The organism is Streptomyces sp. SM1, assembly GCF_002910825.1.
Taxonomy (GTDB): Bacteria; Actinomycetota; Actinomycetes; order Streptomycetales; family Streptomycetaceae; genus Streptomyces; species Streptomyces okerensis.
Window position 1 is genome coordinate 1 of the sequence record NZ_NEUB01000674.1, and the last position, 14,484, is coordinate 14,484.

At 71.4% G+C, this 14,484-nt stretch carries 13 protein-coding genes and 2 pseudogenes; 9 read left to right on the plus strand and 6 right to left on the minus strand.

Annotated features, from left to right (window positions below):
• Positions 1 to 20 precede the first annotated feature (20 nt).
• Positions 21 to 749, plus strand: coding sequence for a transposase (locus B9S61_RS18355; protein ID WP_103543237.1), 729 nt, complete (start codon positions 21 to 23; stop codon positions 747 to 749).
• A 97-nt stretch (positions 750 to 846) separates the two neighbouring features.
• Here B9S61_RS18355 and B9S61_RS18360 read toward each other — a convergent pair.
• The 3 genes and pseudogenes from B9S61_RS18360 to B9S61_RS18375 form a co-directional block, all read right to left on the minus strand.
• Positions 847 to 2,236, minus strand: a pseudogene (locus tag B9S61_RS18360) (IS1380 family transposase).
• Between the two features lie 123 nt (positions 2,237 to 2,359).
• Positions 2,360 to 2,515, minus strand: a pseudogene (locus B9S61_RS43490) (RHS repeat-associated core domain-containing protein); the annotation flags it as partial.
• A 211-nt stretch (positions 2,516 to 2,726) separates the two neighbouring features.
• Positions 2,727 to 3,386, minus strand: a complete 660-nt coding sequence (locus B9S61_RS18375) for a pirin family protein (protein ID WP_103543238.1) — start codon at positions 3,384 to 3,386, stop codon at positions 2,727 to 2,729.
• A gap of 62 nt (positions 3,387 to 3,448) precedes the next feature.
• On the opposite strand from B9S61_RS18375, the gene fasR reads away from it, so the two are divergent.
• From fasR to fabF, 5 genes are all read left to right on the plus strand, one after another.
• Positions 3,449 to 4,654 (plus strand): fatty acid biosynthesis transcriptional regulator FasR, encoded by a 1,206-nt coding sequence (gene fasR / locus B9S61_RS18380; RefSeq protein ID WP_103543239.1) that lies wholly within the window; start codon positions 3,449 to 3,451, stop codon positions 4,652 to 4,654.
• An 89-nt stretch (positions 4,655 to 4,743) separates the two neighbouring features.
• Positions 4,744 to 5,658 carry an ACP S-malonyltransferase gene (locus tag B9S61_RS18385; protein ID WP_103543240.1) on the plus strand — a complete coding sequence of 305 codons (915 nt, stop codon included), beginning with the start codon at positions 4,744 to 4,746 and terminating at the stop codon, positions 5,656 to 5,658.
• Positions 5,659 to 5,680: 22 nt separating this feature from the next.
• Positions 5,681 to 6,712, plus strand: coding sequence for a ketoacyl-ACP synthase III (locus B9S61_RS18390; protein ID WP_103543241.1), 1,032 nt, complete (start codon positions 5,681 to 5,683; stop codon positions 6,710 to 6,712).
• Between the two features lie 80 nt (positions 6,713 to 6,792).
• The gene (locus tag B9S61_RS18395; protein ID WP_103543242.1) at positions 6,793 to 7,041 is read left to right on the plus strand and encodes an acyl carrier protein; all 249 of its coding nucleotides are present in this window, start codon (positions 6,793 to 6,795) and stop codon (positions 7,039 to 7,041) included.
• 133 nt (positions 7,042 to 7,174) lie between these two features.
• A complete protein-coding gene (gene fabF / locus B9S61_RS18400) occupies positions 7,175 to 8,446 on the plus strand; it encodes a beta-ketoacyl-ACP synthase II (protein WP_103543243.1) in 1,272 nt (423 codons plus the stop codon).
• Between the two features lie 182 nt (positions 8,447 to 8,628).
• Here fabF and B9S61_RS18405 read toward each other — a convergent pair whose 3' ends face one another.
• Positions 8,629 to 9,123, minus strand: coding sequence for a DUF3145 domain-containing protein (locus tag B9S61_RS18405; RefSeq protein WP_103543244.1), 495 nt, complete (start codon positions 9,121 to 9,123; stop codon positions 8,629 to 8,631).
• A 268-nt stretch (positions 9,124 to 9,391) separates the two neighbouring features.
• On the opposite strand from B9S61_RS18405, the gene B9S61_RS18410 reads away from it, so the two are divergent.
• The 3 genes from B9S61_RS18410 to B9S61_RS18420 all read left to right on the plus strand — a co-directional run bounded on the left by B9S61_RS18410 (position 9,392) and on the right by B9S61_RS18420 (position 12,984).
• Positions 9,392 to 10,303, plus strand: coding sequence for an SGNH/GDSL hydrolase family protein (locus tag B9S61_RS18410; RefSeq protein WP_103543245.1), 912 nt, complete (start codon positions 9,392 to 9,394; stop codon positions 10,301 to 10,303).
• A gap of 15 nt (positions 10,304 to 10,318) precedes the next feature.
• Positions 10,319 to 11,302: an aldose epimerase family protein gene (locus B9S61_RS18415; RefSeq protein WP_103543246.1), complete on the plus strand. Its 984-nt coding sequence runs from the start codon at positions 10,319 to 10,321 to the stop codon at positions 11,300 to 11,302.
• Between the two features lie 425 nt (positions 11,303 to 11,727).
• Positions 11,728 to 12,984 carry a pyroglutamyl peptidase gene (locus B9S61_RS18420; RefSeq protein ID WP_181007421.1) on the plus strand — a complete coding sequence of 419 codons (1,257 nt, stop codon included), beginning with the start codon at positions 11,728 to 11,730 and terminating at the stop codon, positions 12,982 to 12,984.
• Here the strand turns inward: B9S61_RS18420 and B9S61_RS18425 are convergent.
• Positions 12,956 to 13,570, minus strand: coding sequence for a LysE family transporter (locus B9S61_RS18425; protein ID WP_103543247.1), 615 nt, complete (start codon positions 13,568 to 13,570; stop codon positions 12,956 to 12,958). The two genes, B9S61_RS18420 and B9S61_RS18425, sit on opposite strands and share 29 nt — an antisense overlap.
• Positions 13,567 to 14,361: an EI24 domain-containing protein gene (locus B9S61_RS18430; RefSeq protein ID WP_103543248.1), complete on the minus strand. Its 795-nt coding sequence runs from the start codon at positions 14,359 to 14,361 to the stop codon at positions 13,567 to 13,569. The genes B9S61_RS18425 and B9S61_RS18430 overlap by 4 nt, the downstream gene beginning before the upstream one ends.
• Positions 14,362 to 14,484: the final 123 nt, after the last annotated feature.

The window sequence follows — 14,484 nt, forward strand, 5'->3', positions numbered from 1 at the left end:
CTCCACGAAGGAGTCACCTGATGAGTACGAGCACTGATCACCTGATCGAGACCGTCCAGGGCGTGTCGCTTGCCGAGGCCGGTGAGAGTGTTCAGGGTGCCGACGTGAAGTCGATGCCGGTATCCGTGAACGGTCTGTCCGCCGAGTTGCTGGAGGAGCTGGCCATGCTCGCGGCGGAGCGAACCGCCGAGGGCGGGCTGCGGCTGATGGGCGAGGGCGGGCTGCTGCCCGAGCTGGCCCAGCATCTGATGCAGGCCGCGCTGGAGGCCGAGATGGACCAGCACCTGGCCGTCGAGGCCGGACAGGCCGGCGGGCGGGGGTCGCGTTCGGGCGGCAACACCCGCAACGGCTCTCGGGCCAAGAAGGTGATGACGGAGGTCGGCCCGGTCACCGTGCAGGTCCCCAGGGACCGGCTGGGCACCTTCAGCCCACGTCTGCTGCCCAAGTACGCACGGCGGACCGGAGCGCTGGACGAGATGGTCCTCTCGCTGACCGCGAAGGGCCTGACGTCCGGTGAGATCGTCGCGCATCTCGCCGAGGTGTACGGGATGACGACGAAGGAGACGGTCTCCACCATCACGGACAAGGCACTGGAGTCGATGGCGGAATGGCGCACCCGTCCGCTCGACTCGGTCTACCCGGTCGTCTTCATCGACGCGATCCACGTCAAGATCCGTGACGGGCACGTCGCCAACCGGCCCGTCTACGTGGCCATCGCGGTCACCGCCGACGGGGCGGGTCCCGGGTGATTCTTCGGGACGTGGGCAGCGGTGATCGCCGGGTGGCCGTCCGGTGCGGGGTCTCCGAGGTCTTTCGGGTCGTGGGCGGTCAGGGCGGTCGGGCGGGTCAGGTGACCATGCGCTGTCCGGTCGCCGTCCACAGGTTGGTGAAGTCGTCGGCCCAGCGCCAGAGTTGTGGCAGGTGGAGGGTGAGGCGGCGGGCGCCGGTGGCGATCCGGGCGGGGATGTTGATCAGATGGCGGCGGATGGTGCCGGTGCGGGCCTTGGCGTGGAAGGCGGAGGCGAGGTGGCCGGCGGCGCGGGTGAGGTTGTAAGCGGTGGCTGCGAGGGTGAGCCAGGCGGCGTTCGCGGTGAACTTCCCCGAGGGCAGGTGGGCGAGCGCGGAGTCCTCCAGGTCGGCGAAGACCTGCTCGACCTGGGCGTGTTCGCGGTGCATGGGTTCGGCCTGGGCCAGGACGAACGGGCTGTCGGTGAAGATGACGTGGTGGCGCCAGACGCCGAACAGCTCGGCCTGCCCCTCGGGCACGCTCTTAGGGGTTGAGGCGTTTCACGCGGCGCACGATCAGCCGGGCGGTGGTGTGGAACTGCTTCTTCTTGCTGGTGAATGCGGTGAAGGGGACCTCGGCGATCTCGGCGTCGGAGATCCAGCGTTCCTCCTCGTCGTCCCAGACGGCGGCGGCGTATTTGATCGGCGTCCAGGCGTCCTCGGCGATGTGCGCGATCACTTCACGGATCGTCTTCCTGACCGCGACCGCGAGCGAGAACCGTGCGCCGGCCTTGCGGCAGACCTCGACGACCTTGTGGGAGAAGTACGCGGAGTCGGCGCGGACGATGATCTGCGCGGTGATGCCCATCGCCCGCACGGTGGCCAGCGCCTCGCGCAGCAGACTCGACGCGCCCTTGCCAGAGCCTGCCGAGCCCTTGCGCAGCCTTGTCGCCACGATCACCGGCGCGCAGGTGCCCGTCTTGGCGGTGACGATCTGGAAGTGCAGGCCGCGCTGTTTGGTGTAGCCGAAGGAGGCGCCCTGCTTGGCCGGCCCGTAGACCTGCTTGACCTTGGAGTCGATGTCGACGAACACCACCTCGTCCCTGGTGGGGACCAGGCCGGCGTGCACGGCGAGATTGCAGGTGAACGCCCGTGTGGCGGACTCCAGTTGGCGCACGTGCCCCCAGGTGAACGCGCGCAGGAACGTGCCCAGCGTCGACGGGGCGCGCACACCGCCGAACAGGCGCGGCAGGCCGCCGTGCCGGAGCACGTCCAGGTCGTCGATGCTGTCCGCCCCGGCGACCATGCCGCCCACGATCGACAGAGCCTTCGCGGCAGGGGCCGTACCGGCACCGTTGGCTGCGCCAGTGAGCTTCACCTTCTCGGCCACCAGAGCGGGCAGACCGCATCGCTCGGCCAGTCGGACCGTCGGGACCAGCCCGGCATGCGCGACCAGGTCGGGGTCGTCAAACGCGGCGAACAGCGTCGACGGGCTGTGGGAGACTTTCACTTCAGAGGTGCCTTGCTTCGTGGGACTGGTGTGGGCGTAGGAACTCCCATCATCCCAGGTCAGCGGGCACCTCTTCTCATTTCTCCGTCCCCAGGTCAACTATCCGCGCGGTGGATCGAGGATGAGGGATTGAGGTTTGCCGGTTTCGAGGAGGGGGTCGACGCTGATGAATCGGCCGGTGGTGGGATCGTATTCGCGGGCGCCGAGGTGCGTCAGGCCGGTGGCCTCGTTGTCATTGGTACCGCCGACGAAGCCCTTGGTGCCGGGCCAGGTGTCGGGCTGTCGTCACCCGGTATCCCATCCGGTCCTCGATGTCCGACCGCGTCAGTTCTGCGCGGTAAAGGATCACCGCATCCGACTTCTGCCGGGATCTGCGGGGGACGGTGAGATGGATACGGCCGGGGTTCGCCGTGCCGAGGTCATGGGTCGCGAGGGCAGCGGCGTGGGAGACGACTGCTCTCCCCTTGCTCCACAGTGGTGGTTTTGTGTGTCACGCTCCCCGCATCTCCCACAGCAACAGCTCCGCCGGTGCGTTCGCGGCGACCGCCTCGATGTCCTCGGTGTCCGTGAGGCGGGCCGCGTCGCCCGGGCGCAGGTGCTCCCCGTCCAGGTGGACGTCGCCGCGGACGACGTGGAGGTAGACGTGGGGTGCGTCCGGTACGGCCGTCCGCTCGCCGGCCGAGAGGCGACGGACGTGGAGCATCGCGCCCGCCTCCGGGAGGGCGTACGGGGTGGAGTCGGCTATGCCGCGGACGACCTCGTAGAAGGGGTCGCCGCCGGGGGTGAGAGGGGCGAGCCACATCTGGAGGAAGGTGAGGGGGCCGGAGCCGGCGTTGCGTTCCACGTGGCGGACGCCGGACGCGGCGCTCAGGCGCTGGAGGTCGCCGGGGCGGATCACCGTCTCGTGGCCCGTGGAGTCGCGGTGGGTGAGTTCGCCCCGCACCACCCAGGTCACGATCTCCGTGTGGCTGTGGGGGTGCTCCCCGAAGCCGGCGCCGGGGCCGAGGTGCTCCTCGTTGCAGGCGATCACCGCCCCGAAGCGGAGGTTGCCGGGGTCGTAGTGGGGGCCGAAGGAGAAGGCGTGGCGGGTCTCTATGCCGGCCGCCGGATCGCCGCCCTGGTAGCGCTCGTCCGCGCGCCGTAGGTCCATCACATGGTCCACCGTAGGCCCTGCGACACGCGCGGCCGTCCCGATAAGGCAGTCTTGTCCCTGTGCCCGAACCCGAAACCAGTACCCCAGAAGCCGCCGCAGGCCCCGCCCATCCGCATCCTGCGACGCTGAAGCGGCTGGAGCAGTCGTCCGGCACGCTCGCCGCGCAGGCGATCGCGCGGATGGACGAGACGCTGTCCTGGTACCGGGCCATGCCACCGGAGAACCGTTCCTGGATCGGTCTGGTCGCCCAGGCGGGCATCGCCGCGTTCACCGAGTGGTTCCGGCGTCCCGACGCACCGCAGGCCATCTCCACCGACGTGTTCGGCACCGCGCCGCGTGAGCTGACCCGGGCGATCACGCTGCGCCAGACCGTCGAGATGGTGCGCACCACCATCGAGGTGATGGAGTCGGCGATCGACGAGGTGGCGGCGCCCGGGGACGAGAGCGTGCTGCGTGAGGCGCTGCTGGTGTACGCGCGGGAGATCGCGTTCGCCACCGCCCAGGTGTACGCGCAGGCCGCCGAGGCACGGGGTGCCTGGGACGCGCGGCTGGAGTCGCTGGTGGTGAACGCGGTGCTGAGCGGTGAGGCCGACGAGGGGGCCGTGTCGCGGGCCGCCGCGCTGGGGTGGAACTCCCCCGAGCACGTGTGCGTGGTCCTGGGCACCGCGCCGGACGGTGACTCCGAGCTGACCGTGGAGGCGATCCGGCGGGCCGCCCGGCACGCCAAGCTGCAGGTGCTGACCGGGGTGCTCGGGGACCGGCTGGTGGTGATCGCGGGAGGCAGCGACAATCCGATCGCCGTCGCCAAGTCACTGATCGGGCCGTACGCGGCGGGACCGGTGGTGGCCGGTCCGGTGGTGCCGGACCTGCAGGCCGCGACCCGGTCCGCGCAGGCCGCCGCCGCGGGGCTCAAGGCGTGTTCGGCCTGGCAGGACGCCCCGCGTCCGGTGCTGGCGGACGATCTGCTTCCGGAGCGGGCGATGGCCGGAGACCCCTCTGCGCGCGAGCAGTTGGTGGAGGAGATCTACAGACCGCTGGAGGAGGCCGGGGCCGCGCTGCTGGAGACGCTCAGTGTCTATCTGGAGCAGGCGAGCAGTCTCGAAGGCGCCGCGCGGATGCTGTTCGTTCACCCCAACACCGTTCGTTACCGGCTCCGACGTGTGACAGACGTCACCGGATGGTCACCCTCCGATGTACGCTCTGCGTTCACCCTGCGGATCGCGCTGATCCTGGGGCGTCTGGCCGATGGCGATCTTCAGTCCTAGTCTTTTGTGGAGGCTCCACAAAACCCCCTGTTGTTCTTCGTCCTTGTCCCCACGGGCGGCCGTGCCCGTACCCAAGAGAGAGTGTGAGAGTGCTCGTACTCGTCGCTCCCGGCCAAGGCGCCCAGACGCCCGGCTTCCTGACTGAATGGCTCGAACTCCCCGGTGCCGCGGACCGCGTCGCCGCGTGGTCCGACGTCATCGGACTCGACCTCGTCCACTACGGCACGAAGGCCGACGCGGACGCGATCCGCGACACGGCCGTCGCCCAGCCGCTGCTGGTCGCGGCCGGACTGCTGTCCGCCTCCGCGCTCGGGGACGTGGCACCCGGTGCCGTCGCCGGTCACAGTGTCGGTGAGATCGCCGCCGCCGCCTTCGCGGGTGTCCTCGACGACACCGCCGCGCTGTCCCTCGTGCGCAAGCGGGGTCTGGCCATGGCCGCCGCCGCCGCCGTCACCGAGACCGGCATGGCGGCGCTGCTCGGGGGCGACCCCGAGGTGACCCTGGCGCATCTGGAGAAGCTGGGTCTGACCCCGGCGAACATCAACGGCGCGGGCCAGATCGTCGCGGCCGGCACCAGGGAGCAGATCGCCGCGCTGGAGGCGGACAAGCCCGAGGGCGTGCGCAGGGTCGTCGCCCTCAAGGTGGCCGGCGCCTTCCACACGCACCACATGGGCCCCGCGGTCGACACGCTGGCGAAGGCCGCCGAGGCCCTGACGCCCGGCGACCCGAAGCTCACCTACGTGTCGAACAGGGACGGCCAGGCGGTCGCCTCCGGCGGCGAGGTGCTGGAGCGTCTGGTCGGCCAGGTCGCCAACCCGGTCCGCTGGGACCTGTGCATGGAGACCTTCAAGGAGCTCGGCGTCACCGCCCTCCTGGAGGTCTGCCCCGGCGGCACCCTGACCGGCCTCGCCAAGCGTGCCCTGCCCGGCGTCACGACGCTGGCCCTGAAGACCCCCGCAGACCTCGACGCGGCCCGTGAGCTCATCGCCGAGCACACCGCCTGATCGCCTTAAGGAGCCGACCCGCATGGCGAAGATCAAGCCCAGTAAGGGCGCCCCGTACGCGCGCGTCCTCGGCGTGGGCGGCTACCGCCCCACCCGGGTCGTGCCGAACGAGGTGATCCTCGAGACGATCGACTCGTCCGACGAGTGGATCCGCTCGCGCTCCGGCATCGAGACCCGGCACTGGGCCTCGCCCGAGGAGACCGTCGCCGCGATGTCGGTCGAGGCCTCCGGCAAGGCGATCGCGGACGCCGGGATCGACGCCTCGCGGATCGGCGCCGTGGTCGTGTCGACCGTGTCGCACTTCAGCCAGACCCCGGCCGTCGCGACCGAGATCGCCTACAGGCTGGGCACGGACAAGGCCGCGGCCTTCGACATCTCGGCCGGCTGCGCGGGCTTCGGCTACGGGCTGACGCTGGCCAAGGGCATGGTGGTCGAGGGTTCGGCCGAGTACGTGCTCGTCATCGGCGTGGAGCGGCTGAGCGACCTGACCGACCTGGAGGACCGGGCCACCGCCTTCCTGTTCGGTGACGGCGCGGGCGCCGTGGTCGTCGGCCCGTCCCAGGAGCCGGCGATCGGCCCGACCGTGTGGGGCTCCGAGGGCGACAAGTCCGAGACCATCAAGCAGACCGTGCCGTGGAACGAGTTCCACGTCGGCGACGTCTCCCGGCTGCCGCTCGACAGCGCGGGCGACGTGAAGTTCCCCGCGATCACGCAGGAGGGCCAGGCGGTGTTCCGCTGGGCCGTGTTCGAGATGGCGAAGGTCGCCCAGCAGGCGCTGGACGCGGCCGGGATCAGCCCGGACGACCTGGACGTCTTCATCCCGCACCAGGCCAACGTGCGGATCATCGACTCGATGGTGAAGACCCTGAAACTGCCGGAGCACGTCATGGTCGCCCGTGACATCCGCACCACCGGCAACACCTCGGCCGCCTCGATCCCGCTCGCGATGGAGCGGCTTCTGGCGACCGGCGAGGCGAAGAGCGGCGACACCGCGCTCGTCATCGGCTTCGGGGCGGGTCTCGTCTACGCCGCAACGGTCGTTACCCTCCCCTAGGCACTCCGTGCCGGATCATCGGTCCGGTACGCGAGGACACACCGTTTCATCCGCTGGAATGACAAAGAAGGAGCGCCATCATGGCCGCCACTCAGGAAGAGATCGTCGCCGGTCTCGCGGAGATCGTGAACGAGATCGCCGGCATCCCGGTTGAGGACGTCCAGCTGGACAAGTCCTTCACCGACGACCTGGACGTCGACTCGCTGTCCATGGTCGAGGTCGTCGTCGCCGCCGAAGAGCGCTTCGACGTCAAGATCCCGGACGACGACGTCAAGAACCTCAAGACGGTCGGCGACGCGACCGACTACATCCTCAAGCACCAGGGCTGAGCCCTGCCGGGCCTTCCGGGTCTCCTGACTGTCTTCCGTCGGTACGGGAGGCCCGGGGGCCGGGAGCCCCTGCCCCGCCACCCGGCGGTGGCGCCGTACGAATCCTCGTAGATCCGTTGGAGAAAGAATTCCGATGAGCCCGACCAATCGCACCGTGGTCGTCACCGGTATCGGCGCAACCACACCGCTGGGTGGCGACGCAGCCTCTACCTGGGAGGGCCTGGTCGCCGGACGTTCCGGCGTCAAGCCCCTGGAGCAGGAGTGGGCCGCCGACCAGGCGGTCCGTATCGCGGCACCCGTGGCCGTCGAGCCCACCGAGGTCATCCCCCGGCCGCAGGCCCGCCGGCTGGACCGCTCGGCGCAGTTCGCGCTGATCGCGGCCACGGAGGCGTGGGCCGACGCCGGTTTCGAAGCCAAGGCCGGCGAGGACCCGAACGTCGACCCGGACCGGCTGGGCGCGGTCATCGCCTCCGGCATCGGCGGCGTGACGACCCTGCTGGACCAGTACGACGTGCTGAAGGAGAAGGGCGTCCGCCGCGTCTCCCCGCACACCGTCCCCATGCTGATGCCGAACGGCCCGTCCGCGAACGTGGGCCTCGCGGTGGGCGCCCGCGCGGGCGTGCACACCCCGGTCTCCGCGTGCGCGTCGGGTGCCGAGGCCATCGGCTACGCCATCGAGATGATCCGCAGCGGCCGCGCCGACGTGGTCGTCGCGGGCGGCACGGAGGCGGCGATCCACCCGCTGCCGATCGCCGCGTTCGGCAACATGATGGCGATGTCCAAGAACAACGACGACCCCGAGGGCGCGTCGCGTCCGTACGACGTCGGCCGGGACGGCTTCGTCCTGGGCGAGGGCGCGGGTGTCGTCGTCCTGGAGTCCGCCGAGCACGCCGCCGCGCGCGGCGCCCGCGTCTACGCGGAAGCGGTCGGCCAGGGCATCTCGGCCGACGCGCACGACATCGTGCAGCCGGAGCCGGAGGGGCGCGGCATCTCGGCGGCCCTGCGGAACCTGCTGGACCGGACGGATCTGGACCCGGCGGAGATCGTGCACGTCAACGCGCACGCCACGTCGACGCCGGCCGGCGACATCGCCGAGCTGAAGGCGCTGCGGAAGGTGTTCGGGGACGACGCGGACCACTTCGCGGTCTCCGCGACGAAGTCGATGACCGGTCATCTGCTCGGTGGCGCGGGTGGCGTGGAGTCGGTGGCGACCGTGCTGGCGCTGTACCACCGGGTGGCTCCGCCGACGATCAACGTCGAGAACCTCGACCCCGAGGCCGAGGCGGCGGCGGACGTGGTGCGGGGGGAGGCGCGGAAGCTGCCCGTGGACGGGCGGATCGCCGCGTTGAACGACTCGTTCGGGTTCGGTGGGCACAACGTGGTGCTGGCGTTCCGGTCGGTGTAGCCGCCGTGGACTGTGTGAAGGGCCTTCACCTTTCGGGGTGGGGGCCTTTTGCCGTGCGGCGCGGGTGGGCGGGTGGGCGGGAGGTTCTTCGCCCCCGCCGCCCCTTCCCGTCCCGTCCCTGGGGGCTGCGCCCCCAGACCCCCTTTGCGCAGTTCCCCGCGCCCCTTGGGTCTCGGGGGGGGTCAGACCACCTGGTGGAGCCAGCGGACCGGGGCGCCCTCTCCTGCGTGGCGGAAGGGTTCGAGTTCGTCGTCCCAGGGCTTGCCGAGGAGTTTGGCGATCTCTGATTCCAGGTCGGTCTCTTCGGTCCGGGAGCGGACCAGGGCGGCGCGCAGGCGGTCCTCGGGGATGAGGATGTCGCCGTGGATGCCGGTGACCGCGTGGAAGATGCCGAGGTCGGGGGTGCAGCTGTACCGCTCGCCCTCGGCGGTGGTGCTGGGCTCGGCGGTGGCCTCGAAGCGCAGCATCTGCCAGCCGCGCAGTGCGGAGGCGAGCTGGGAGGCGGTGGCGGGCCGGCCCTGCCAGGAGAACTCGGAGCGCCAGGTGCCGGGGGACGCGGGCTGACGGATCCAGTCCAGGCTGACGCGCGTGCCGAGCACCCCGGCGACGGCCCACTCGACGTGCGGGCACAGCGCGCGGGGCGCGGAGTGCACGTACAGAACTCCACGAGTCGTCACCGGAACCTCCGGGCTGAGCGGGTCGTCTTGGATCGGGCGGAACGGCCGCGGCGGGCGGGCCGCGTTGATGGCGAGGCTACCGTGCGACGGGGCAAGGAGTGTGACGTACCGTCCGTCATGGTGCCGGGAAAACCCTGTCATTCACCCGGCAGGACGCCTGTGCGGGTGAGGGGCGTCGCTCTCGTGCGACTCCTTCGGACGGGCGGGAACTCCCCTGCGTTGTAAGGGTGGGAGACAGACACGGCGGCACGGCGCGGGGAGGCGACGGGTGGAGCAGCGGACGCGGAGGAGGGGGCGTGGCCGACGGGCCGTGCTCGGCGTGGTGACGGCGGCCGCGCTCGGCGTGGCGGGCTGTGACGCCGTGGGCGGTGACTCCCCCGCGCCGTCCGGCACGGCGGCGAAGCAGGGACGGCCGTCCCCGAAGCCCACGTCCGTCTGGGACACCTCGCCGGACTCGGTCGCCGCCGTGGGTGACTCGATCACCACCGGGTTCGACGCCTGCGCGGTGCTGTCGGACTGCCCCGAGGTGTCGTGGGCGACCGGCGGCAGCGAGCAGGTCGACAGTCTCGCCGTACGGCTGCTGGGGCGGGCGGAGGCGGCCGGGCGGAGCTGGAACTACGCGGTGACCGGGGCCCGGATGGCGGATCTGCCGGGTCAGATGGCGCGGGCGGTGGGGCGCTCCCCGGAGCTGGTGGCGGTGATGACGGGGGCGAACGACGCCTGCCGGGAGACCACGTCGGCGATGACGCCGGTGGCGGACTTCCGCGCCGACTTCCGGGAGGCGATGCGCACACTGCGCGAGGCGCTGCCGAAGACGCAGGTGTACGTGGCGAGCGTGCCGGACCTGAAGCGGCTGTGGTCGCAGGGGCGGACCAGCGCCATGGGCAAGCAGGTGTGGAAGCTGGGCATCTGCCCGTCGATGCTGGCCGACCCCGACGCGCTGGACGCGGCGGCGACGCAGCGGCGCGAGACGGTGCACGACCGGGTGGAGGACTACAACACGGTGCTCCGGGAGGTGTGCGCCGAGGACCGCCGCTGCCGCTCCGACGGCGGCGCGGTGCACGCGTACCGTTTCGGCACCGGGCAGCTGAGCCGCTGGGACTGGTTCCATCCCAGTATCGACGGGCAGGCCCGGCTGGCCGAGATCGCGTACCGGACGGTCACGGCGACGAAGCCGTGACCTATTGTTTCGCACATGAACGAACTCTTCGGCACACTTTCCGACGGCACGCCGGTGCACCGCTGGACCCTGCGGCGGGCGGGCGTACAGGTACGGATTCTGTCGTACGGCGGGATCGTGCAGGACGTCGAGGTGCCGGACCGGGACGGGCGGACCGGGAACGTGGTGCTGGGGTTCTCCGGCCTGGACGGCTATCTCCGGCATCCGGAGCCCTTCCTCGGCGCCCTCATCGGCCGGTACGCCAACCGGATCGGGGGCGCGCGCTTGCCCCTGGACGGGTTCACGTACGCACTGGAGCCGAACAACGGGCCGAACTCGCTGCACGGCGGTGAGCGGGGCTTCGACAAGCGCGTGTGGGACGTCAGCCCGGTCGAGCACGGTCTGCGCCTCTCCCTGGTCGCCGCGCACGGCGAGGAGGGCTTCCCGGGACGGCTGGAGGTCTCGGTGACGTACACGCTGGACGAGCGGGGCGCGCTGGGTATCGCGTACGAGGCGGTGACGGACGCCCCGACGCACGTGAACCTGACGAACCACTCGTACTGGAACCTGGCCGGCTCGCAGCCCGGCTCCGGCGGCGCGGCCGGGCACGAGCTGCGGCTCGCCGCCTCCCGCTACACACCCTCCGACGCGGAGCTGATCCCGACCGGCGAGCTCGCCGGCGTCTCCGGCACCCGTTTCGACTTCCGCGAGGCCCGCAAGGCCGGGACCGGGTACGACGACAACTTCGTGCTCGACAAGGGGGTCACGGAGACTCCCGTGGAGGTGGCCGAGCTGTACGACCCGGCGTCCGGCCGGGTGCTGACGGTGTCGACGACCGAGCCCGGGATGCAGCTCTACACCGCGGACCACATCACGGAGCCCTTCACGCCCGGGGACGGCATCGCGCTGGAGACCCAGCACTTCCCCGACTCACCGAACCGCCCGGAGTTCCCGAGCACGGTCCTCAGGCCCGGCGAGGTGTTCCGCTCGGAGACGGTGTACGGCTTCTCGGTGCGCTAGGCGCGCCAGGGGTGCCACGGGTGCGCCGGCCGGGCCGCGGTCCCGGCACACATGAGCCCCGGTCCGGGGTCAGGGTCCCGGGCCGGGGCTGCTCATGTGGGCACCTCACCTGTGTCCCGGACCCGACGGTAATCCCTGCCGCGGCCCGGTGGCCCTCGATAAGACTGCCCGCTTCAATCCCGTACGAACCTTTCACATCTGCTTTCGGGGGACGGCCCGACCATGACGGGGCTCCCGGCCTCGTCCCCGACCGCGTCCCGGCCTCCCGCGACGCCGTGCCCGGACGGCTCCTGTGCCGCCTTTCCGGCGGAGGGGACGGGGGTCGCCGCCCGGACACGCCCCATGGCCCGATCGACACCGGCCGGGCGATACTGCGGCCTCCGGCATCCCCGTATCCCCACGACGACGGAAGGCCCGCAACCCACGTGAACTCGCTACGCGTGCGCACAGGCGTCCTCGGTCTGGCCCTGCTGACCGGTCTCACCGCCCCCATGACCACCTCCACCGCGACCGCCGCCGACGCGCCGGCGGGCCCCACCGTCGAGGAACGCCGCCTCGACGGGGCGGCCCCGCAGGAGATACTCCGCCGCTCCGGATTCGACACCGCGGCACCGGACCTCGCCCGAGCCCTCGACCGCGCCCACTCCTACGCCCAGGCCCGGCGTGCCGTCGTCCGCGAGGGCACGCGGCTGTGGCGCAGCGCCGTCGACCGGGCGCAGGGACGCGCACCGGCGGCCGGTGACCTGAGCCGGGACGACGACCGGCCGCTGTACTGGGCACGGCTCGGTATGACCCGTGAACTACGGTCCTGGGACGCCGGGTTCGGGCTGAGCGACGGGCAGCGGGCACGGCTGCTGGACGAGCTGGAGCGTACCTCGCGCGGACAGAGCGCCATCCGGTATCCGCACGGCAAGGGGATGAAGCGCGTCCTGGTGACCGGCTTCGACCCGTTCACCCTGGACCGGGACATCCGTATCTCCAATCCGTCCGGCGCCGTGGCGCTCGCCCTGGACGGCACGGTGATCGAGACGGCGGACGGTCCCGCGCGGATCGAGACGGCCGTGTTCCCCGTGCGCTGGCGGGACTTCACGGAGGGGACGGTGGAGCGGGCGCTGCGGCCGCATCTGCCGGAGGTCGACCTCTTCACCACGGTGAGCCAGGGCCGGGTCGGCCGCTTCGACATCGAGCGCACCAACGGCGCCTGGCGGGGCGGCTTCGGGGACAACGAGAACACCGGCCGCGCCGAGACGGTCCCGGTCACCGACCCGGCCTCGCAGCCGCAGTGGACGTCGACCACGCTGCCGTACGCGGAGATCGTCGCCGCGGAGACCGGGCGGTTCCCGGTGTACGACAACACGGGCGTGACGGAGATTCCGGCGGGCGGGGCCGAGGCGGTCTTCAGGCCGGAGGGGCCGACACCCGGGTCGACGGCCCGCGCGGGCGGCGGCGGGGACTATCTCTCCAACGAGATCGCCTACCGGGCGACGCTGCTCCGTGACCGGCTCGGACTGCACGAGACGCTGCCGGGCGGGCACGTGCACACGCCCGTGCTGCGGTTCGGCACCGGGAACACCAGCGAGATCACCGACCCCGAGTTCGTGCGGAACCGGCTGGACATCATCGGCCAGACGCGGTCGATCGTGACCGTGGCGGTCAGTGCGACGGAGCGAACGCGAGACTGACGCCGAGGCCGGCCAGGGCCGCTCCGATCACCTTGTTGAGGACCTTCTGGCCGCGCAGCATCAGGCCGCGCATCCGGTCGTGGGAGAAGAACACCGCGACGACGCCGAACCACAGCAGGTGGGCCAGCGACATGAACAGGCCGTAGCCCACCTGCTGGGGCACGGGGGTGCCGGGGCTGACGACCTGGGCGAAGGTCGAGACGACGAACAGGGTCGTCTTCGGGTTGAGGACGTTGGTCAGGAATCCGGTGCGCAGGGCCGCGAACGGGGTGAGGCCGGGCCTGTCCTCCAGGTCGACGGTGAGCTCCGCACGGGTGCGGAAGGTGCGGACGCCGACGTACACCAGGTAGGCGGCGCCGGCCAGCTTGATGACGGTGAACAGGAAGGCGGAGGAGGCGATCAGCAGCCCCACGCCGAGCATGGTGTAGGTGACGTGCACCAGGACACCGGCGGCGACACCGAGGGCGGCGAGGAGTCCGGTGCGGCGGCCGTGGAGGTAACTGCCCCGGACCACCATGGCGAAGTCGGCGCCCGGGGCGATCACGGCCAGCACGGTGATGACGGCGACGGCGAGCACCTCCGTCACGAGGCGACGCTGTCCTGCTCGGGCTCCTCGCTGCCGTCCCCGGCGGTCTCCTCACCGAGCAGGTCGCGTGCCATCAGGGTGGCTCCGGCGACCGCGCCCGGCATCAGGAACACGGCGACGAACGGGATGAGGAACGCGACCGCCAGGGGCGTGCCGAAGCCCCAGACGAGGGTCCTGCGGGACCGCAGCAGGGCGAGCCTCTCGCGCAGTTCGACCCCGCGCCGCTGGAGCGCGACGGCGGCGAGCTCCTCGGTGAGGAAGAACCCGGTGACGAAGAAGCCGATCACCGGTACGACGGTCTGGCCGGCCACCGGGATGAATCCGAGCGCGAACAGCAGCACGGCCCAGACGAGGGCCCGCGCGACGATACGGAGGCTGTCACGGGCGGAGATCCACAGCTCCCGCAGCAGCGGCAGGCCGGACTCGGGGGCCGTGCCGTCGGGAGAGACGTCCCGGTCGACCGTCTCGGAGAGGCTCTCGTAGAACGGCTGGCCGATGAGCAGGGTCGTCGCGGTGAAGGTGAGCACGGACAGGAGCAGGGCGAGGGCGAAGAGCACGGCGGTGAGGAAGCCGCGGAAGAGTCCCGGCCAGGGGGTGGACCAGTCGTCGGCGAAGGGGGTGGCCCAGGTGACGAAGTCGGTGCCCCACAGGGCGAGGGCGATCAGCGCTGCCGCGTACAGGACGAGGGTGATCAGGCCGGGGAGGAGGCCGAAGCCGAACTGTTTGCCGTGCCGGCCCACCCACTTCTGGCCCCTCATCAGGTACCGGAAACCCACCCCTAGATCGCGCATGCGGGCAGCTTATCGGGGGTGGGCGGGGGTGGGTTGTGCCACCCGGGCTTGTGGGGTGGACCGGGGGTGGTGTCGACCGTGGGTCGTGCGACGCGGGGTGCGGGGGGTGCCGGGGCCCTGGGG

What these genes read in the sequence shown, in the direction of transcription:
- B9S61_RS18390 (WP_103543241.1), top strand. Translation starts at nt 5,681, where the DNA reads ATGGCGAAGATCAAGCCCAGTAAGGGCGCCCCGTACGCGCGCGTCCTC.
- B9S61_RS18415 (WP_103543246.1), top strand. Translation starts at nt 10,319, where the DNA reads ATGAACGAACTCTTCGGCACACTTTCCGACGGCACGCCGGTGCACCGC.
- B9S61_RS18430 (WP_103543248.1), bottom strand. Translation starts at nt 14,361, where the DNA reads ATGCGCGATCTAGGGGTGGGTTTCCGGTACCTGATGAGGGGCCAGAAG.
- B9S61_RS18395 (WP_103543242.1), top strand. Translation starts at nt 6,793, where the DNA reads ATGGCCGCCACTCAGGAAGAGATCGTCGCCGGTCTCGCGGAGATCGTG.
- B9S61_RS18375 (WP_103543238.1), bottom strand. Translation starts at nt 3,386, where the DNA reads ATGGACCTACGGCGCGCGGACGAGCGCTACCAGGGCGGCGATCCGGCG.
- fabF (WP_103543243.1), top strand. Translation starts at nt 7,175, where the DNA reads ATGAGCCCGACCAATCGCACCGTGGTCGTCACCGGTATCGGCGCAACC.
- B9S61_RS18355 (WP_103543237.1), top strand. Translation starts at nt 21, where the DNA reads ATGAGTACGAGCACTGATCACCTGATCGAGACCGTCCAGGGCGTGTCG.